This window comes from Chryseobacterium sp. BGARF1 (assembly GCF_001677955.1).
Taxonomy (GTDB): Bacteria; Bacteroidota; Bacteroidia; order Flavobacteriales; family Weeksellaceae; genus Chryseobacterium.
In genome coordinates, this window is record NZ_LELA01000079.1 from 52,706 (window position 1) to 71,573 (window position 18,868).

Annotated in this window: 22 protein-coding genes; 15 read left to right on the forward strand and 7 right to left on the reverse strand. The window is 32.6% G+C overall.

The genetic code is table 11. The annotated features are described in order from the left end of the window. Window positions 1-116 precede the first annotated feature (116 nt). From AB671_RS14685 to tsaB, 6 genes are all read left to right on the forward strand, one after another. Window positions 117-797, forward strand: coding sequence for a LysE family translocator (locus AB671_RS14685; RefSeq protein WP_066681184.1), 681 nt, complete (start codon window positions 117-119; stop codon window positions 795-797). Window positions 798-964: 167 nt separating this feature from the next. Beyond that, window positions 965-1,888: an LD-carboxypeptidase gene (locus tag AB671_RS14690; RefSeq protein WP_066681188.1), complete on the forward strand. Its 924-nt coding sequence runs from the start codon at window positions 965-967 to the stop codon at window positions 1,886-1,888. Between the two features lie 42 nt (window positions 1,889-1,930). Further along, window positions 1,931-2,302 (forward strand): YraN family protein, encoded by a 372-nt coding sequence (locus AB671_RS14695; protein ID WP_066681196.1) that lies wholly within the window; start codon window positions 1,931-1,933, stop codon window positions 2,300-2,302. Window positions 2,303-2,377: 75 nt separating this feature from the next. After that, window positions 2,378-3,130: an SDR family NAD(P)-dependent oxidoreductase gene (locus tag AB671_RS14700; protein ID WP_066681201.1), complete on the forward strand. Its 753-nt coding sequence runs from the start codon at window positions 2,378-2,380 to the stop codon at window positions 3,128-3,130. Between the two features lie 13 nt (window positions 3,131-3,143). After that, entirely contained in the window at window positions 3,144-3,575 is a 432-nt protein-coding gene (locus AB671_RS14705) for a hypothetical protein (protein WP_066681203.1), read from the forward strand. A gap of 24 nt (window positions 3,576-3,599) precedes the next feature. Continuing rightward, complete coding sequence (tsaB, locus tag AB671_RS14710; RefSeq protein WP_066681205.1) at window positions 3,600-4,283, forward strand: tRNA (adenosine(37)-N6)-threonylcarbamoyltransferase complex dimerization subunit type 1 TsaB; 684 nt, start codon at window positions 3,600-3,602, stop codon at window positions 4,281-4,283. Between the two features lie 14 nt (window positions 4,284-4,297). On the opposite strand, the gene AB671_RS14715 is transcribed toward tsaB, so the two are convergent. From AB671_RS14715 to AB671_RS14735, 5 genes are all read right to left on the reverse strand, one after another. After that, the gene (locus tag AB671_RS14715; RefSeq protein ID WP_066681207.1) at window positions 4,298-6,865 is read right to left on the reverse strand and encodes a tetratricopeptide repeat protein; all 2,568 of its coding nucleotides are present in this window, start codon (window positions 6,863-6,865) and stop codon (window positions 4,298-4,300) included. An 86-nt stretch (window positions 6,866-6,951) separates the two neighbouring features. Continuing rightward, window positions 6,952-7,506: a Maf family nucleotide pyrophosphatase gene (locus AB671_RS14720; RefSeq protein WP_066681211.1), complete on the reverse strand. Its 555-nt coding sequence runs from the start codon at window positions 7,504-7,506 to the stop codon at window positions 6,952-6,954. 47 nt (window positions 7,507-7,553) lie between these two features. Beyond that, window positions 7,554-8,072 (reverse strand): KdsC family phosphatase, encoded by a 519-nt coding sequence (locus AB671_RS14725; RefSeq protein ID WP_066681212.1) that lies wholly within the window; start codon window positions 8,070-8,072, stop codon window positions 7,554-7,556. An 85-nt stretch (window positions 8,073-8,157) separates the two neighbouring features. Next, complete coding sequence (locus tag AB671_RS14730) at window positions 8,158-8,913, reverse strand: SIMPL domain-containing protein (RefSeq protein ID WP_066681214.1); 756 nt, start codon at window positions 8,911-8,913, stop codon at window positions 8,158-8,160. A gap of 28 nt (window positions 8,914-8,941) precedes the next feature. Next, entirely contained in the window at window positions 8,942-9,694 is a 753-nt protein-coding gene (locus AB671_RS14735) for a Rossmann-like and DUF2520 domain-containing protein (RefSeq protein WP_066681216.1), read from the reverse strand. 168 nt (window positions 9,695-9,862) lie between these two features. Here AB671_RS14735 and AB671_RS14740 point away from each other — a divergent pair, with 168 nt between their 5' ends. The 5 genes from AB671_RS14740 (at window position 9,863) to lepA (ending at window position 14,671) form a co-directional block, all read left to right on the forward strand. After that, window positions 9,863-10,414, forward strand: coding sequence for an RNA polymerase sigma factor (locus tag AB671_RS14740; RefSeq protein ID WP_066681218.1), 552 nt, complete (start codon window positions 9,863-9,865; stop codon window positions 10,412-10,414). 18 nt (window positions 10,415-10,432) lie between these two features. Beyond that, a complete protein-coding gene (locus tag AB671_RS14745) occupies window positions 10,433-11,152 on the forward strand; it encodes a hypothetical protein (RefSeq protein ID WP_228390995.1) in 720 nt (239 codons plus the stop codon). 7 nt (window positions 11,153-11,159) lie between these two features. Further along, a complete protein-coding gene (locus AB671_RS14750) occupies window positions 11,160-11,672 on the forward strand; it encodes a hypothetical protein (protein ID WP_066681220.1) in 513 nt (170 codons plus the stop codon). 94 nt (window positions 11,673-11,766) lie between these two features. Then, the gene (locus AB671_RS14755) at window positions 11,767-12,801 is read left to right on the forward strand and encodes a hypothetical protein (protein WP_066681222.1); all 1,035 of its coding nucleotides are present in this window, start codon (window positions 11,767-11,769) and stop codon (window positions 12,799-12,801) included. A 73-nt stretch (window positions 12,802-12,874) separates the two neighbouring features. Beyond that, a complete protein-coding gene (gene lepA, locus AB671_RS14760) occupies window positions 12,875-14,671 on the forward strand; it encodes a translation elongation factor 4 (RefSeq protein WP_066681227.1) in 1,797 nt (598 codons plus the stop codon). 53 nt (window positions 14,672-14,724) lie between these two features. Here the strand turns inward: lepA and AB671_RS14765 are convergent, their stop codons facing one another. Beyond that, complete coding sequence (locus tag AB671_RS14765; RefSeq protein WP_066681229.1) at window positions 14,725-15,513, reverse strand: hypothetical protein; 789 nt, start codon at window positions 15,511-15,513, stop codon at window positions 14,725-14,727. A gap of 64 nt (window positions 15,514-15,577) precedes the next feature. After that, complete coding sequence (locus tag AB671_RS14770; RefSeq protein ID WP_066681231.1) at window positions 15,578-16,213, reverse strand: DUF1579 domain-containing protein; 636 nt, start codon at window positions 16,211-16,213, stop codon at window positions 15,578-15,580. Between the two features lie 123 nt (window positions 16,214-16,336). On the opposite strand from AB671_RS14770, the gene AB671_RS14775 reads away from it, so the two are divergent. From AB671_RS14775 to AB671_RS14790, 4 genes are all read left to right on the forward strand, one after another. Next, a complete protein-coding gene (locus AB671_RS14775; RefSeq protein WP_066681233.1) occupies window positions 16,337-17,032 on the forward strand; it encodes an NUDIX hydrolase in 696 nt (231 codons plus the stop codon). 389 nt (window positions 17,033-17,421) lie between these two features. Next, window positions 17,422-17,883, forward strand: a complete 462-nt coding sequence (locus AB671_RS14780; protein ID WP_228390996.1) for an NADAR family protein — start codon at window positions 17,422-17,424, stop codon at window positions 17,881-17,883. A gap of 30 nt (window positions 17,884-17,913) precedes the next feature. Then, the gene (locus AB671_RS14785) at window positions 17,914-18,462 is read left to right on the forward strand and encodes a 2OG-Fe(II) oxygenase (protein WP_066681235.1); all 549 of its coding nucleotides are present in this window, start codon (window positions 17,914-17,916) and stop codon (window positions 18,460-18,462) included. Between the two features lie 68 nt (window positions 18,463-18,530). After that, window positions 18,531-18,866 carry a hypothetical protein gene (locus AB671_RS14790; protein WP_066681237.1) on the forward strand — a complete coding sequence of 112 codons (336 nt, stop codon included), beginning with the start codon at window positions 18,531-18,533 and terminating at the stop codon, window positions 18,864-18,866. The last annotated feature ends 2 nt before the right edge of the window (window positions 18,867-18,868 follow it).

Genomic DNA, 18,868 nt, shown 5'->3' on the forward strand with positions numbered 1-18,868 from the left:
ATGTGACAGTCTTTTTTGTCTTAAAAATTTTTTATGATACAATTCAGACTTAAAAAACTCATTTTTGCAGACAAATAGAAATATAATTTTTAAATTTGGGATAGAAACAATTTTAAATGTTTGAACTTATATTATCGGCCATTGGCCTGGGTTTTATGTTGAGCCTGGTTTTCATTGGTCCTATTTTTTTTCTTTTGATAGAAACCAGCTTCACAAGAGGTCCAAAACACGCCTTAGCGTTAGATTTTGGTGTTATTACAGCAGATCTATTGTGTATTATTGCAGCGTATTACGCCAGTGCAGATATTGTTGATCTTATCGATAAGCATCCAGGATTTTACAGAATTACATCGATACTCATCCTTGCCTACGGAATTATCATGATGGTAACCAAAACCAAAATGCATATGCCCGGAGAAGAAAAAATAATTAGTCAGAATTACTTTAGAACATTTATCAATGGTTTTTTATTAAACCTGCTTAATGTTGGAGTAATTCTTTTTTGGTTAGTAACGGTTATTGGGGTAAGAAATCAATATCCAGATACAGAAACGCTGATTCTTTACTTAGCAATTGTCATCGCAACCTATCTTTTAATAGATTTTGCTAAAATTTTTCTTTCGAAACAGTTTCACGACAGACTTACTCAAAAACTGGCAAATAATATCAGAAAAGGTGTTGGTGTTGTTTTAATTATTTTCAGTTTTTTCATATTTCTTCAGAGCTTTAAAATGTTTAATCAGTTTGATAAACAATTGGAAGAAGCTGAAAAAAAGGAATTAAAATATAAAAAATAATTAAAATCTTAATCATTTTTCAATTGAGTTATCTTGGGTTTCTTTGCTAAGTAGAACGCCTTTGCAAACAAAAAATATGCAGAATAATAATAAAGAAACCTTTGCGAACTTTGCGTTAAATTTAAGAATCACTAAAATAATCCTATTAAAAAAACAACAGCTGATTAATGAAAATATTTCCCAAATCACTTAAAAAAGGAGACAAAATAGGCATCATTTCTCCTGCAGGTTCTGTAGAACCTACTCAACTGAAAAAAGGAATTGAAATGATTAGATCTAAAGGTTTTGAACCTATTTTAGGAGAAAATCTTTATACCAAATTTTCTAATGGCTATAATTACGCAGGAACTGAGAAACAAAGACTGAAAGATATAAATTGGGCTTTAAATGACAGTGAAATTTCCGCAGTTTGGGCTTCGAGAGGAGGTTATGGTTGTCAACACTTAATTCATGGTTTAAACTTAAAAAAATTTACCAAAAACCCGAAATGGTATATCGGTTATTCTGATAACACGGTGATACAAAGTTATTTGTTTAAAAAAGGTTTTGCATCCATTCATGGGCAGACTATTAAGACTTCGAGTTTTGGGGTGACTGAGGAAAGCTATGATTTACTTTTTGATATTTTAAAAGGAAAAAATCCAACATACAGCTTAAAATCGAATCAATATAATAAACAAGGAAATACTGAAGGAGAGTTGGTTGGAGGGAATTTAGCGCTTATTTATGCGCTTCTCGGAACTAAATATTCTTTTGATTTTAAAGATAAAATATTATTTATCGAAGATATTGGCGAAAATTTTTACGCACTCGACAGAATGATGATGAGTCTTGAATTAGCCGGAGTTTTTACAAAAATAAAAGGTTTAATTGTTGGCGGAATGACAAACATGGGAGACGAAAAAGACAATAAACAATACGAAGAAAGCTTTGATGAATTTGCAAACCAACTTATTGCTGAAAGAATCTCAAAGTATAATTTCCCGGTTGTTTTTGATTTTCCAAATGGACACATTAAAGACAATCGACCTTTGATTATTGGTAGTCAGGTTAAAATAAAGGTTAATGATAAGGTGAAGGTTGAATTTTAAACAAACTCTAAAACTCTCCTACTCACAAACACTCCAACTCAAATGGCAGATCACAACGAATTAGGTAAAGAAGCAGAAGACCTTGCTGCAGAGTTTCTATTAAAAAACGGCTATAAAATTCTTGTGCGAAACTTTCGTTATCAAAAAGCCGAGATTGATATTATCGCTGAAAAGGATAACTTAATTATTGTAGCAGAAGTAAAAGCAAGATCGACTGATTTCTTTATTCTTCCACAGGAAGCTGTTACAAAAGGAAAAATAAAATTGATTGTTATGGCAGCCAATCACTTTATGGAAAAGTTTAATAAAGATCAGGAAGTAAGATTTGACATTATTTCAGTACTCCCCGATTCTACTGAAAAATTTAATATAGAACATATTGAAGATGCTTTTGAAGCATTTGATGCAAATTAATCAATGTAACAATGTACCAATCATTGGTAAACTGTTATATTGATACATTGCTAAATTTAAAAATTGAAAATTTTTATGAAAACAATACTCATCACCGGAGCAACTTCCGGAATAGGAAAATCTACCGCCGAGCTTTTAGCTAAACAAGGAAACAGAATAATTATCTGCGGAAGAAGACCGAAGGTTTTAGATCAAGTAAAAACAGAGTTGTCAATATTTACCGATGTTTTTAGTTTAGAATTTGATGTCCGAAATCTTAAGGAAGTTGAACAGGCAATTTCATCCTTACCAGAAGAATGGAAAAACATTGATGTGTTAATCAATAATGCAGGAAATGCTCATGGTTTAGAACCTCTTTCAGCAGGAAGTACTGACGATTGGGATTCTATGATCGATGGAAATGTAAAAGGACTTTTATATGTTTCTAAAACATTAATCCCGATGATGAAAGAAAGAAATTCCGGACAGATCATTAATATAAGTTCGGTTGCAGCAAGACAAACTTATGCAAATGGTGTGGTGTATTGCGCGACCAAAAAAGCTGTTGATGTGATCTCTGAAGGAATGAGAATAGAATTGACCGAATTTGGAATTCGTGTGACCAATATTCAGCCGGGAGCAGTGGAGACCGATTTTTCTCTGATCAGATTTAAAGGAGATCAGGAAAGAGCAGCGACCGTTTATGCGGGTTATGAAGCTCTAAAAGCTGAAGATATTGCCGATGCAATTGCATACTGTATCAATGCTCCACAACACGTCACAGTTTCTGATATGACGATTTATCCGAGTGCTCAAAGCGAACCAAGGACGATTTATAGAAAAGGATAATTCAAATTTGAAAATGAGATTCTACCCTATTCTATTCCTTTTTTGCTTTGCTTTTGGGTTTTCTCAGAATTATTCAAAAAAAGAAAAACAAGTGCTTTATCAAGCTTTTAAACTGGATTCATTGATGCAGAATAATGATTCTAAAATCTTGGATCTGTTTGAATCGAATGTTTCTTTCGGTCATTCTAACGGATGGATTCAGAATTTAGGAGATTTTAAGAAAGATTTTTCTTCTAAAAAAGTGGTTTATAAAGAGATCAAACAAACAGAAGTTTCAGAAATCAAGAAATTCAAAAATACATTCAGTATTAGAAGGAAAATAAAAGTTTCAGGTTTGTATAAAAATCAAGATTTTGAAATGAAACTGGCTTTACTTGAAATCTGGATAAAAAAGAAATCTAATTGGAAATTATGGAGCCGGCAAAGTGTAGAAATAAAGCCATAAATTTGCATAAATTTTTAGATTAAAATGAAAATATTATATCTCGAAACGTCCTCAAAAAACTGTTCAGTAGCTATTTCAGACGGTGAAAAGTTGCTTTGCTCTACAGAAGAAGTTTCAGAAAACTATAAACAGAGCGAATCGCTTCACACTTTTGTAGAATGGGCTTTGGAAGGCGCTAAATTATCAATCAAAGATATTGATGCGGTTTGTTTAGGAAAAGGTCCAGGTTCATATACTGGTTTAAGAATTGGTGCGGCTTCTGCGAAAGGTTTTTGCTACGGACTAAAAATTCCTTTGATTGCGGTTAATTCCATGGAAAGCATGATAGAGCCTTTTTTAGGGCAAAACTATGAATTAGTTATCCCTTTGGTAGACGCAAGAAGAATGGAGGTTTATACTGCTGTATATGACGGAATTTCGGGGGAAGAGCTCAGCGCAACCGAGGCTAAAGTTTTAGATGAAAATTCTTTTGAAGAATTAAAAGACAAGAAAGTCCTTTTTGTAGGGGACGGAGCTGTAAAAGCAAAAGAAATACTGCAACTTCCAAATGCAGAATTTAATGCAGAGATATATCCTTCTGCTCAGTATTTAATAAAGAAAACTTTAGAAAAAATAAAGAATGAAGATTTTGAAGATATTGCTTATTTCGAGCCTTTTTATCTGAAAGATTTTCATGGAGTAAAGAAAAAAACAAAAAGCGAAGAATAATCTTCGCTTTTTGTTTATTGTTTCATGGGCTTGGTTTCAACAGGAGCCTGGACTTGCTGAAGCTTCTGCATCGAGTTATTTCCTTGTTTTTTAGGAATATTATTATTATTATTATTATTCTGTGGAACATTGTTGTTCATCGGCGTACCTGAAGTATTAGCTGGAACAAAATTACTGGTTTGAGATTGCATACTATTAGACTGTCCCGGTCCGTTAAAAGGACTATTAGGCGTTTTATTTCCTTTATTATCCGTTGCCTGGAATGCAATATCACTTTTCAAATAATTAAGCATTTCTTTAGCCTTAATTCCTTCCGGAGTTTTGGCATAATTCAAAACGATTTGTTCAAGCTGTAGTATCATTACTTCTTTTCCGCCAGTTTTTCCGGCATTAAATGCATTTAAAAGATTCAGTTTAGGAATTAGTGCATCTTTAGGAAATTTGAGAACTACTTGCTCAATTTTTCCCTGACTTTCTGTGAATTTTTCAGATTCATACAGCGCAAATGCCATTTTATATTCGTTTTCAACTTCTTCAGAAGACTTTACAAAAGTACTGCTCTTGGGATTTCTTGCGAACTCTGCAAAAGAAGAATAAGGATAGTCGGTGAGTAAAATTTGCTTTGCTCTTGCCGAAGCTTGCGGATCTTTCTCATAATTCATGGCAAAAATTTCATATAGTGCCTGAAGCATTACTTTCTCTTCCGGTTTTACATCTACCAAATCATAAAGCGTTTTTGTTGCTAAAGGTGTATTGGTAAAATAATTCTGATACATTACGCCAAGACCTAATGAAGCGGTATCTCTATCCTTTTTTAGCTGAGATAATTTACCGGCATCTGCAGGAATTTGCTCAATATAAAACGAAGGTTCAAAACGTCTCGGATTGGGTGCTGCTGTCACTCCCAAAGCGTCATTTTTCATGTCTTGAAGGGATGCCATTTTTTTAGAAAAACGCCAGTTGTCAACCAAGGCACGGTCTCCCCAAACCTGTTTAAAGGTAGATGTACCTTTACTTACGGTCCCTGTATTTCCAAAATAAAAGCCTTTTGCTGAAATTCCAAAATCTTCGAAAGAGTTTGAACTGTTGGCGAAAAGAGAATTGGCATTGTAATCTCCGGTATCAAAACCTTTGCTTCTTTCAGCACGTCTTCTTTCGATTTCCTCTTTTTCTTCTTTGATTTTTAGTTTCTCAATATATTTCGCAAAATAATCAGTTTTCTGTACATCGGTCATTTTCGCCAAAGAAAGAATACTGTCATTTTTCTTAATTAAATAATAGTTTTTAGAAATCTTTTTAATGTAACTTGATTGGTCTTGTAGCAAGATTCTCGAAGGTTCGTATGTCATAGAAGCTAACGCTGAATCATAATAAGCTCCAGCACCTATATAATCATTTTTATCTAAATAATTTTTACCAATCTCGTAATAAGCCAAACCTCTCACCTGTCCGTCAGAAACTTTTTCAAGTAGTGATTTTTTGAAAAACTCCTGCGCCTCTTTTTTCTTACCTGCTTTGTTGGCCATTAAGCCTAAAGCATAGTAAAACTCATTCTTTCTGGATGCGTATGTTCCTTTTTTGCTTATTTTTTCGAGATAGTCTTTTGCGCCTTCATAATTGCCTTTTCCATTGAATGTTTTGGCAATCTCGATTTGAGATTTTACTTCAAATTCAAAATCATTGGCATATTTGTAAGCAGCTAAAAAGCTTTCTCTTGCCAAATCTTGTTTTCCTTGTTCTTGTAAAACCTGACCTCGTAAAAATGCAATTCTGCTTTTTAATTTTCTGTTGCTATTCAGTTCAAAAGCACGGTCTAGTTCTTTAATCGATTCTTCTTTTTTTCCCGCATCCAAAAGTGATTCAGCGTAATAAATACTCAATAATTTATCGTGATCCTTGCTTAATTTTTCACTTCTAAGTTTATTAAAGATTTCATCAGATTTATGGTAATTTTTAATCTGAGAATAAGCTAAAGCTTCATAGATATGAGCCAATGGAAGCCTTTTATCTTCTTTCATATGGGTGAAAACATAGTTTAAAGCATCTAAAGCTTTAATCGATTTTCCCTGATAAATTCTGGATTGAGCAAGAATAATATAAGCATCAAAAATAGTTTTGTTTTGCTCCTCTCCTTTTCTGATGACCGAATATTTATTAATGGCTTTTAAGGCTTTTGCTTCAGCAATTTCCAAAACACTGGCTCCTTTCTTCTCTTCCGGATTATTAGGGTCTTGAGGCTTATTTCCCTGCATTCCCAGTGCAGTTCTTCCGTTTTGTTGAGGGCGGTTTACTTCCGCCATTTTCATAGAATTTTCTGCAAACACTGAAGATTGTCCCAAATCACTTCCTAAAGGTTGTTCTTCGTAAGTTAATATAGGAATATAAGGCGCATAAAAATTGTCTTTATGAGCTTTGTCTCTTTCCGTAAATTCACTGTTTAAAGCATCTTTAGCGTTAAACAGAGTATTGTAATAGGTTGAAAATCCTTTTAAAAACTTTGATCTCGCTTCCGGTTTTTTCACTTTCGTGCCACAGGAAACGACGACAATCGCTACTAAAAGAAATACTATATTTTTTTTCATTATTTCAATATAACTCGCTAATTTACTTTTTATTATCAGCAGTTTGATGATTTTGTAAAAATAATAAAATTTTATTTTGAAAATCTTTATAATTCCTTCAAAATTTTATAAACTAAATGCGTAGGAAGTCCCATTATGGTATAAAAACTTCCGTTGATATTTTTAATCTTTGCCATTCCTAGCCACTCTTGGATCCCGTAACTTCCTGCTTTGTCGAATGGTTTGTAGTTTTTAATATAAAAATCGATTTCTTCTGAAGTGATTTCATCAAATTCTACATCGGCAACATCGGTTTCGGTGATGATCTTATCTAAAGTTTTGATTGTAATTCCCGTATAGACCTGATGTATTTTTCCTGATAATGACTGAAGCATTTCTCTTGCTTCCATTTCATCTTTTGGTTTTCCTAAAACCTGGTTTTCATGGGCAACGACCGTGTCTGCGGTCAATAAAACTTCATCTTTTTGAAGAATTCTGAATGCATTGGCTTTTAATTCAGATAAATAAGCTGCGGCCTCTCCTATTTTTATATGGTCAGGTAAAATCTCTTCACAGTCAATTTTTACGACTTCAAAATCAAAACCTAAACTTGATAGTAGCTCTTTCCTTCTCGGAGATTGTGATGCTAAAAGTATTTTCATTAGTATTTATAAATGATGATTGATAAACGATAATTGCTATCTGATAATTATACAGATTGCGTATTATCATCATGCCATTTTCCCTGAACCTTCATTACCTGCTCAATGACATCACGCACTGCTCCACTTCCACCTTTGGTTTGCGAAATATAATCTGCAATTCCTTTGATTTCAGGAACAGCATTTTCAGGACAGGTGGCAATTGCCGAATTCTGCATCATATGAAAATCCGGAACATCGTCTCCCATTGTTAAAATTTCTTCGTTTTTAAGATCATATTTAGCTTTAAAATCTTCATAATCCACCATTTTATCATGAGACTTTGCATAATAATCCTGTATTCCCAAGTAATTAATCCTGTGTCTCACCATTTCATCATTTCCTCCGGTAATAACACCTATCAGATAATCATTTTTTAAAGCTTTTACAACTGCATAACCATCCAAAACATTCATTACTCGGCTCATATTTCCACCTGGCATCAAATAAACACTTCCGTCTGTGAATACACCGTCTACATCAAATACAAATGCTTTTATGTCTTTTAGTTTCTCTTTATAACTCATTTTAATTAATGATTGATAAATGATGATTGATAAAAAATTAAATCAATCGCATTTATTAATCCTTTGTTTTTTATTAATAAATATTTTAGTCGAGATTGTAAGTAAGTCTTACTGTAATTCTCGCTGATTTTTCCTTGCTTGAGGTATCAAAATTTCCACCATAACTATCCTCATCAGTAGAACCTTTTGCTGTGATCTGAAAGACTCCCATGGAGGCGTCTTTCAATTTCCCAAGATCTCCGTCTGCACTTTTTACAATTTTTTCAGCTCTTTGTTTGGCATCTTTTGAACCCGCTTCTATTAAACTGTGTTTCAATGAAGCAAGGTCAGAATAAGTATATTGTGCTGAAGATGGCTCAAACTGTACTCCTCTATTGATAAGTTCGGCCGTTTTGTCGATCACACTTTCGATTTTTTTCATCAAGACCGGATTCTTTTTAGCTCTGAAAAATACACTTTGAGTCGCTTTATATCCATCAAAAATATCTTCAGACTTTTCTGTTCCGTCTGCTTCTTTTGTCGTCACTGTACGGTAAGATCTTGAAAAATTAACTCCACCAAAAGCAAACTCTCCTGCTTTGAAACCTTTGCTGTAGAAAAAAGCCTTTACTTTTTCTTTGTCTTGCGAGATCAAATTATAAGCTTCTTTTGCATCCATTGCACTGGCGTCGAAACTTCCACCCCAACTTATTTCGTCTGAAATAAAATCTTTAGAACCAAGGCCAGTAACGGAAATTGTATCTTGTTTTAAATTTCTGTTTTTAAAACTTGAGCCCAAGACAAAAGCTGTAATAACGATAGATGCTCCAATGATGAGGGAACGGATAATGTTTGTATTCATTTTTTTGGTTTTCCTCAAAGTTAAAAATTTATGGCAATTGATACATCGTTTTAATCGATTGATTCATTGTTTTATAAATCTCAAGACTTTCGTCTTTTAATAACTGTTCGTGTAATTCCAAAACTCTTTGGTCGTTTCTCACTGCGGGTCCGGTTTGCGCTGATTTTGGCTCTATTTCAGAGATTTTCTGAACGGTCTCATTAATCAATGGTAAAAAATAATCAAACGGAATTTCTTGAGCATCTGAAATTTCTTTAGCTCTTGCAAAAAGATGATTCACAAAATTGCAGGCAAAAACCGCCGTTAAATGAATGTATTTTCTCTTTTCATGAGTGCTTTCCATTACATTTTCTGAAATTTTGGAAGTTAGATCAGTTAAGATTTTCTGGTCTTTTTCATTTTCAGTTTCAATAAAAAAAGGAATTTTCGTGTAATCTAAATCTTTAGTTTTTGAAAAAGTCTGTAAAGGGTAAAAGCTTGATCTTCTGTACTCCCCTGTCAAAACTTCTTTAGGTAAAGAACCTGAAGTATGAGCAACTAAACAATCTTTTTTAGAGATAATTTTTGAAACATTTTCTATAGAATTATCACTTACACAAATAATATATAGATCTGCATCTTCCAGATTTTCTGTGGAATAGGAAATATTTAATTCAGAAGAAATTTTCTGAAGTTCTTTCTCATTTCTTCCAAAAATTTGGGTTATAGAAATACCATTTTGAACGAAAGCTTTTGCCAAATGATAGGCAACATTCCCGGAACCGATAATGACTGTTTGCATAAAACAAAGATAAGCGTTTTTAGTTTTGGAAGGAAAGTTGAATGATAACGGATGTTTTCAAATTAATATTATTGATATAAATCTTAAAAGTTAATATATTGGACTCAAAATTGAATAAGTAATTTAACTTTTAGATATTTTTGTAATCCAAAACAATGAAAGCATCTTATGAAGATTAAAGACGCAGAGATTATTGCGCTGATGCAAAACCCACGAACGCTTGAAAAAGGTATTCGGGTGTTGATGGATGCTTATCAGAGTAGATTATATTGGCACATCAGACGTATTATTGTAGATGGAGACCTTGCTCAGGATACTTTGCAGGAAACATTTATAAAAGCTTACCAAAATTTTCATCAGTTCAAGAATGACAGTCAGTTGTACACTTGGCTGTACAGAATTGCCACCAATGAAGCACTGCAACAAATCAATAAACTGAAAAAAATGCAGAAAACTGATGAAGATCCGGAATATTATATGCAAAATCTGGTTGCCGATAATACACACAGTGATGCTGAAGAAATACAAGTTTTTTTGCAAAAAGCTATACAGAGCCTGCCTGAAAAGCAGAAACTGGTATTTATGATGCGGTATTATGATGATTTACCTTACGAAGAGATATCTAAAATAGTTGATATGTCGGTAGGAACCTTAAAAACAAATTATCATTATGCCAAACAGAAAATAGAAGAATATATCAAAGAGAATTACGAGAGATAATTTTTGAGAACCAACCACATGAAAGATTTTGATCTAGATAATTTAGAACGCCAAAACATTTACGCAGTACCTGAAAATATGTTTAAAAATATTCAGGATAAGGTGTTGAGTGGAGTAAAAGATTTTGATCTGGAGAATTTAGAACGTAAAAATATTTACAAAGTTTCTGAGAATATATTTGAAGATATTCAGGAAAAGGTTCTAAGCAGAGTTCAAGGTTTTGATCTGGAAAAATTAGAGCGCCAAAACATTTACGCAGTACCTGAAAATATGTTTGAAAATATTCAGAACAGAGTGATGGGTGAAATAAAGACTGAGCGAAAAGCTCCAATTTTCAAAATGAATTGGGGATATGCAGCAGCAGCGTCTTTAGCTCTTATTTTTGGGTCGACTTTTGTTTATAATTTAAACTCAGATTCTTCAACCAATGGAGATTCAAACCTTAACTATACTGATAACAGAACTGCACCTAAGAAAGAAAGTCAACTTGCATATGAAACTTTGGAATCAGATTTAACTTCGATAGAAAATCCGAATCAAAGAACTGAAAAACAGATGAATATAAAGTCCATCGTTTCGAAAGTTGCTAATAATGATTCTGAAAAGAAGAATAAAAAAACGGTAAAAACGGTTAATGAAATCCATATGAACGAATATTTAGAATCGCTTAACAATTCGGAAATAGCAGAATTGGCAAACAATTCTAGCCAAGATGTTTATTTAGATTTATATAATTAAAAGAAAGATGAAAAAATTATTATTTACACTTTTTATTATCTCAGGTTTGGGGCTCAGCGCACAAATCAAGGATTATGATTGGAAAAAAATGAATCCCGATCAAAGAAAAGAGGTAATAAACAATCTTTCGCCAGATGAAAGAAAAGCACTTCTTACCCAATTTAGAAATAATATGGTTATTGATATGCTGGATGTTGCTCCACAGGATAAAGCTGAGTTTACTGCAATGTACAACGAATATTTAGATAATCAGAAACATATAAAAAATCAATTTGATTCTAATTTTGATCCTGAAAAACTTTCTGAGGATGAAGCAAAAGTAAAATTGCAGCAAAGTTTTGAAGTAGGTCAAAAACTATTTGATAACAGAAAAAAGTATGCTGAGAAGATGCAGACTGTGATTCCTTGTCAAAAGGTTTTGAAGCTTTTTCAATCTGAAGGAATGATGAGAGATAAAATGAATGAAAAACACCCTCATGGTGGTAAAAAAAATACTTCAGGAGCAAAGCAAACTCCATAATAGTTTATTTTTTTAATGTTGGACGACTCTTACAATTTATTGTAAGGGTCGTTTAGTTTTTAGGAAATATCTATTTTTGCAAAAAAAAATAATTATGATAAAAATATTTTTCTTTTTGATTATTTCAATAAGTATCTCTGCCCAAAAAACAGAATTCATTAAGCTTGATCAAAGTATTAAAGATAGAAAATCTCTTACCAGATCACTTACCTTAATAGATAACAGGACTGATAAAAATATCGGTAAAATAGATGATAAAGGAGAACTTGTAACTATAAGATTTGAAGATGAAGATTTGAAAAGTCACGTAGAAAGTTGGTTTTTAAAAGACAATAAAAAGACGGGTAATACAGACATTGTTGTAGTATTGGAAGAATTAAAAGTCTATAATGAGCAAGACTCAGATAAAGAATATCCTTATGCCAAAACCAAAATAAAAGTTTCAAGTTTTCTAAAAAGAAATAATAATTACTATTTTATTTATCGTTTTGATAATGTGATTGTTTGCAACCCTAAAAGAGTGGCTCACGCACCGAAATATTTGGCTGAGCAGATTTCAGAGATTATCACAGACTTTATCAAGGCTTCTTATACTAATACGGTTACTTCTTATTCAATTCCTGAAAATGAGATTCATAATTACAGTAAATATTTAAGTAAAAATTATAATGCTTTAAATAATTCTGAATTAAAAGAGGGAGTTTATACTGATTTTAAAAGCTTTTATAAACAAGAGCCTAATGCGAATTATTCTCTTAAAAAAAATAAAAATGGTAAAGTGGTAAAACTGATAGATAAAGACGTACAAACTTCTTTATCAGAAATGTATTGCTATGTGGAAGAAGGTAAGGGGTACAAACTTACACCAGTGGGTTTTGATGAAATGAAAAAAAATGAAAAAGGATTTTATATTTACTCTTCAAGAGCAAATCTTTTTGAAGAATCCAAAACGGGAGGTGTTCTTGTTGGCGCTGTTGCAGGAGGAGTTGTAGGCGCTGTTATTGGAGCAGCAATAGATTCTGGCTCGAATAGGAACAGTGGAGCAATAAACGGAATTGGTTTTAAATCTACTATAGAAGCAAATGTTTATATTGATTCTTTAACAGGAGCTTATGTTTTTGAAAAATAATTTCCTCTCCGTAAAATTAAGAATGATAAATTATCCTTCAAATTGTTATCTTTGCAAATTACATAGTTCTTAAATGAAAAACATACGAAATTTTTGCATAATCGCTCATATCGACCACGGTAAATCTACTTTGGCAGACCGTCTTTTGGAGTACACCAATACGGTGACCCAAAGAGAATTACAATCTCAGACGCTTGATGATATGGATTTGGAGAAAGAACGCGGGATTACGATTAAATCTCACGCCATCCAGATGGATTATGAGCTTAATGGCGAAAAATATATATTAAACCTTATTGATACACCGGGACACGTAGATTTTTCTTACGAAGTTTCTCGTTCGATTGCTGCCTGTGAAGGTGCTCTTTTGATTGTGGATGCTGCGCAAAGTATTCAGGCTCAGACGATTTCGAATTTGTATTTGGCTTTAGAAAATGATTTGGAAATTATTCCAATCCTTAATAAAATAGATCTTCCGTCTGCAAATCCTGAAGAAGTTACCGATGAAATTATGGGACTTCTAGGTTGTAAATACGAAGACGTTCTTCGAGTTTCTGGTAAAACAGGAGAAGGCGTTCATGAACTGCTTGAGCAGATTGTAAATAGGGTTCCACCACCAGTTGGAGATCCAAATGCGCCACTTCAGGCATTAATTTTTGACTCTGTTTACAATCCGTTCAGAGGTATTGAAGCGTATTTTAAAATTGTTAATGGAAGTATTTCTAAAAACGAAAAAATCAAATTTTTTGCAACAGGAAAAGAATATGGTGCAGACGAAGTTGGAACTTTAAAACTAAAGCAAGTACCCAAAAAAACGGTGGAGTGTGGTGACGTAGGTTATCTTATTTCCGGTATTAAAGATGCTCGTGAAGTAAAAGTAGGAGATACCATTACTTCTTTTGTAAATCCTGCTGATGGACCGATTGATGGTTTTGAAGAAGTAAAACCAATGGTTTTTGCCGGAATTTATCCTATCGAATCTGAAGATTTCGAAGAATTAAGATTTTCATTAGAAAAATTAAGATTAAATGATGCTTCTTTAGTTTTCGAACCTGAAAGCTCAGCAGCATTAGGTTTTGGTTTCCGTTGCGGATTCTTAGGAATGCTTCACATGGAAATTGTTCAGGAACGTTTGGAAAGAGAATTTAACATGAACGTGATTACTACGGTTCCCAACGTTTCGTATCACGGATATTCTAAAAAAGATCCTGATACAGCCATCTTGATTAACAACCCGTCTGAAATGATTGATCCCAATCTTTTAGATAGAGTGGAAGAACCATATATCAAAGCTTCTATCATTACAAAATCTGATTTCGTTGGAGCGGTAATGACATTGTGTATTGAGAAAAGAGGTGAAATTGTTAACCAAAGTTATTTGACAGCTGATAGAGTAGAACTAACCTTCAATATGCCTTTGGCGGAAGTTGTTTTCGATTTCTATGACAGATTAAAATCTATTTCTAAAGGATATGCTTCATTCGATTATTCACCAATCGGAATGCGTGCTTCTAAATTAGTGAAAATGGATATTCTTATTAATGGAGATATGGTGGATGCTTTATCTTCATTAATTCACGATTCTAATGCCTATTACATTGGTAAAAGAATGTGTGAGAAATTGCGTGAACTAATTCCTAGACAACAGTTTGATATTGCTGTTCAGGCTGCTTTAGGAGCGAAAGTTATTGCGAGAGAAACCATTAAAGCGTTAAGAAAAGACGTTACCGCAAAATGTTACGGTGGAGATATTTCAAGAAAGAGAAAGCTTCTTGAAAAGCAGAAAGAAGGTAAGAAAAAGATGAAGCAAATTGGTAGAGTAGAAGTTCCGCAATCAGCATTTATGGCTGTTTTGAAACTGAATGACTAGTATTATCGATGTATTTTAAAATATAAATCCGCAGAAATTTTCTGCGGATTTTTTTATTGTAGAAAATGAGTATTTCTTTGTTTTTTGATAATTTCTTCGTTGATTGAAGTTTCAAACTCTTTTGATGTAGCTTTAAAAAAAGAAATTTTTGCCTTTCTTTTTTTTCCTTTTTTCAGATGTGGAAATGAATAAATCAGAATTTCGTTTGGTTTTAATTCAAAATAAGGATTTTTAGGAGATCCCATTCCACATATTAAATAATCACTGTTTCTGATATATTGGAATTTCTTATCATTGAGAACATATAATCCAACAGCTTGTGCTTCGATGGGAATTCTCAAAGTTTTAGATGAAATATTTTTAATGAAAACAGGAAACGCTTTATATCTTTTTACTTCTTTTGTTTCGTAATTTCTTGCATAAAGCGGAATAGTGTCCTTTTCTTTGACGATAATTTGAGTTGTTTGATTATTTATAGTTTCATATAAATCTTCTTCAGTTTCTTTAATTTGAATAGCTTCAAGATTAAAGAATGGTCTGTATATAAAATTGATAGAATCTTCAAAGCGTTTTCTAACCTGTATATTTTCTTCCGTGTTTTCATTAATTTTCGGTGGTGCGGGTGGTGGTGGAAAAATGTATTTATAGTATTTTACATTAATTACGGAAGTGTCTTTACCAATATAAATTAAGGAAGTTCCCATTTCATTCATATCATCGTTAAAATTCTGAAAAGTCAATTTCTCATTTTTCGGAAAATTTAAAACAATATCATCTGCAAAAGATTTTTCTTCCTTGCAGCTCATCAGGAATACAATTAAAATCAAAAGTAACTTATTCATTCAAATCTTTTTCTAAGAATCTTGAATGTACAAAAAAACCGCTTCAAGAGAAACGGTCTAGATTTTATTTTTTCGTGTATTTTATTTCCATTGTTTTGTACTCTTTGCCTGTTTTAGAATCAGGGCCGTACATTTCTAATGTTTGATGAGTATCATCTACAAAAGTATAGACTTCTCTCATATTACAGTCTTTTCCAGGTCTTGTAGGATCTGTCATTTTTCCTTTAAATTCAATTGATCTTTTGGATGCATCCCAGTCGCCTTCCATGGTCATCAATCCAGTTCCCATATTGTCGATCCAGGTGCTTACAAATTTCTTTTTAGCATTGTCATAGCCAGTAATGCTCATTCCTTCAAAGGGCATTCCCATAAAATTTCCTTTGTGCTCGCTGGATTGATATCGTCCATCAAAGATCATTTTATTGGTTGTTGTCGATGTACTTGTCATAGGTTTTCCGCCATCTTCCATCCACATCGTATTTTCTCCTGACCAAACTCCATCAGATTTTGCCAGCATTTTCTGCATATCTCCTGGTGTAGCAAAATCCATCCATGCTTTATTTGCCGTTGCAGAATCTACCGGTTTCCATTCTTCGTTGGCGATAGGATCTGTTTCTGTTGAAGTTTTCACGTCGATTTTTGCTTTATCACAAGCGATAAATAGAAGAACAGCGCTGGCTGCAAAGAATAAATTTTTCATAATTGTTTAGTTTTAAGTTGTTTATAAATGTAGCAAAAAATAGAATTCGAAAAATTATTATTTTAATCTTGAAAATGAAATTTCTAATTGTTATTTTTGTGTAATCGTAACGCAAATTAAATTATGGATTCTCCTAAAAAATTACAGGATATAAAAGTTGCTGTAGACGCAGTTATTTTCGGATATTTTGATAAAAAAGACCTTCAGATTCTTTTAATTAAAAGAAATATTGAACCCTTCAAAGGCGGGTGGGCACTTCCCGGAGGCTTAGTTTTAGATGATGAAGATCTCGACGACGCCGTAAAAAGAGAACTTCACGAAGAAGCCGGAATAAAACCCGATTTTTTAGAACAACTCTACACTTTTGGTAAAGTAGGTCGAGATCCTAGAAATAGAGTGGTTTCAGTGGCTTATTTAGGCCTGGTTAATCCTTCTTATCATGAATTGTTTGCTGACTCTGATGCTGATGATGCACAATGGTTCAGCGTTAATAAACTTCCTAAGCTCGCTTTTGACCATGATAAAATTATTGATATTGCATTAAAAAGACTTCGTACAAAAATTCAATATCAGCCAATTGGATTTAATCTTTTGAATGATGAATTTGTATTTTCTGAGCTTGAAAATCTCTATAAAACCATTATTGGACAGGAAATTGACCGTCGAAATTTCAGAAAAAAAATCATGAGTTACGGGTTATTGAACGAAACGAATAATTTAAGAAAAGAAGGCAGTGGTAGACCAGGGAAACTATTTACTTTCAATCAGGAGAAATATAAAGAGCTTGAAGAGCAGGGATTTTATTTTGAGATCAAATGATGTTTTAAACGCGAATGACACAAATATTTTTCACAAATAAACGATTTTCGATACAATATTTTACATCAATAGGAACGGGCTTTAGTCCGTTTTTTTATGAATAAACAATCTATCGGCCTTAGCCAAAACTTAAGAGTAAAATAGTCAAGTGTGTCATTTGTGAAAAAAAATTGTGTAATTAGTATTTCAATAAATTGAAATTTTAACCTTGAAAATCAATTAATTAAAATATTTAGTGTAAAATTAACACAAATAAATTTGGATAATAAAACCATAATCTTTTACATTTGTGTAATAATAACACAATCATGAAATGCACATTAGAAAATATCATTGAAAAAATTCAGAGAAAAGAAAAATTAGATTTTCTATTCTTTTAGGGACATACTGTGAAAGAAGAAATTACAAAAGCATGTTTTAGTCAGTGGTTTCCTTATGAATTTGAAGAAAATGGAATGAGTTATAAAACTGCTGAACATTATATGATGGCTGGAAAAGCTAAATTATTTAATGATCTTGAAACTTTAGAGCAAATTTTAAAAGCAGAAACTCCAAATCAGGCAAAAAATTTAGGAAGAAAAGTCAAAAACTTTGATACTCAAATTTGGGATGAAAATAAATATAAGATTGTAAAACAGGCGAATCTGTTGAAATTTTCACAAAACGAAAAACTTAAAGAATTCTTGCTTTCAACGAACGATAAAATTTTAGTAGAAGCAAGTCCTTACGATACAATTTGGGGAATTGGGATGCTGGAAACCGACTCAAAAGCGAAAAATCCACAACAATGGAATGGTGAAAATTTATTAGGATTTGCTTTAATGGAAGTAAGAGACGAATTAAGAGGATAAAAACACAAAACCAAACACAAAATATTGATCATGAAAAAGACAGAATTACACCCGCAAATTTTCATAATTGAGAATTTCCTGACTGATGAAGAATGTGATCATTATATTGAATTGACCAAAGATAAAGTCTTTGAAGAGGCCAAAATCAATATGGGAGGTCGACAAATGATGAGTAAAGGCGTTCGAAATAACGACCGACTGATGATTTTTGATAATGATTTGGCTGAAAACCTCTTTCAAAAAGCAGTTGAATTTCTTCCTCAGACTCATGAAGATTATAGTGTTTTGGACTTTAATGAAATGTTCAGAATTTATAAATATTCTTCAGGACAGATATTCAAAATGCATAGAGACGGAAGCTACATCAGAAATGAAAATGAGAAAAGTTTTTACACTTTTTTGATTTATCTGAATGACGATTTTGATGGTGGAGAAACAGAATTCGAAAATTTATTCACTGTTGCTCCGAAGAAAGGTTCTGCATTGGTTTTTTACCATCCTTTAAGACATGAAGGAAAAACTTTAATCAGTGGTTTAAAATACGTTTTGAGAACAGATGTAATGTACTCTAAAAAATAATTCGAAAAGAATTAAAGTAAAACCATGCAGCTTTTAATTAGCGTAAAAACAACACAAAAAAATGAATTATGGAAGAAGACTTAAAACCCAGATTTATCGAGTCATTACAAAGAAATAATGACCAGATAAGAGAAGACCGAGCCAGAACTATTGGAGAAGATTCGGAGTTGATATACAGGCGAAGAGTAGAAGATATCGAACTGAAAATAAAAAGACTTGAAAGAGAGCAGGAAGGCTTGATCGACATTAGTCCTTTAGACAAAAACAGCTTAACATTTGTTGATTTTCAGCCGGAAGCATTTGTTCAAAAAGACATAGAATTATCATTAACAATCAGAAATTTAAATATTCAACTAGAAGTTTCGGTAAAGAGATTTGAGTATTTATTTGGCAAAAAATTTTAAGT

Coding starts and splice junctions, on each gene's coding strand:
- AB671_RS14685 (WP_066681184.1), top strand. CDS start 117: ATGTTTGAACTTATATTATCGGCCATTGGCCTGGGTTTTATGTTGAGC.
- AB671_RS14690 (WP_066681188.1), top strand. CDS start 965: ATGAAAATATTTCCCAAATCACTTAAAAAAGGAGACAAAATAGGCATC.
- AB671_RS14695 (WP_066681196.1), top strand. CDS start 1,931: ATGGCAGATCACAACGAATTAGGTAAAGAAGCAGAAGACCTTGCTGCA.
- AB671_RS14700 (WP_066681201.1), top strand. CDS start 2,378: ATGAAAACAATACTCATCACCGGAGCAACTTCCGGAATAGGAAAATCT.
- AB671_RS14705 (WP_066681203.1), top strand. CDS start 3,144: ATGAGATTCTACCCTATTCTATTCCTTTTTTGCTTTGCTTTTGGGTTT.
- tsaB (WP_066681205.1), top strand. CDS start 3,600: ATGAAAATATTATATCTCGAAACGTCCTCAAAAAACTGTTCAGTAGCT.
- AB671_RS14715 (WP_066681207.1), bottom strand. CDS start 6,865: ATGAAAAAAAATATAGTATTTCTTTTAGTAGCGATTGTCGTCGTTTCC.
- AB671_RS14720 (WP_066681211.1), bottom strand. CDS start 7,506: ATGAAAATACTTTTAGCATCACAATCTCCGAGAAGGAAAGAGCTACTA.
- AB671_RS14725 (WP_066681212.1), bottom strand. CDS start 8,072: ATGAGTTATAAAGAGAAACTAAAAGACATAAAAGCATTTGTATTTGAT.
- AB671_RS14730 (WP_066681214.1), bottom strand. CDS start 8,913: ATGAATACAAACATTATCCGTTCCCTCATCATTGGAGCATCTATCGTT.
- AB671_RS14735 (WP_066681216.1), bottom strand. CDS start 9,694: ATGCAAACAGTCATTATCGGTTCCGGGAATGTTGCCTATCATTTGGCA.
- AB671_RS14740 (WP_066681218.1), top strand. CDS start 9,863: ATGAAGATTAAAGACGCAGAGATTATTGCGCTGATGCAAAACCCACGA.
- AB671_RS14745 (WP_228390995.1), top strand. CDS start 10,433: ATGAAAGATTTTGATCTAGATAATTTAGAACGCCAAAACATTTACGCA.
- AB671_RS14750 (WP_066681220.1), top strand. CDS start 11,160: ATGAAAAAATTATTATTTACACTTTTTATTATCTCAGGTTTGGGGCTC.
- AB671_RS14755 (WP_066681222.1), top strand. CDS start 11,767: ATGATAAAAATATTTTTCTTTTTGATTATTTCAATAAGTATCTCTGCC.
- lepA (WP_066681227.1), top strand. CDS start 12,875: ATGAAAAACATACGAAATTTTTGCATAATCGCTCATATCGACCACGGT.
- AB671_RS14765 (WP_066681229.1), bottom strand. CDS start 15,513: ATGAATAAGTTACTTTTGATTTTAATTGTATTCCTGATGAGCTGCAAG.
- AB671_RS14770 (WP_066681231.1), bottom strand. CDS start 16,213: ATGAAAAATTTATTCTTTGCAGCCAGCGCTGTTCTTCTATTTATCGCT.
- AB671_RS14775 (WP_066681233.1), top strand. CDS start 16,337: ATGGATTCTCCTAAAAAATTACAGGATATAAAAGTTGCTGTAGACGCA.
- AB671_RS14785 (WP_066681235.1), top strand. CDS start 17,914: ATGAAAAAGACAGAATTACACCCGCAAATTTTCATAATTGAGAATTTC.
- AB671_RS14790 (WP_066681237.1), top strand. CDS start 18,531: ATGGAAGAAGACTTAAAACCCAGATTTATCGAGTCATTACAAAGAAAT.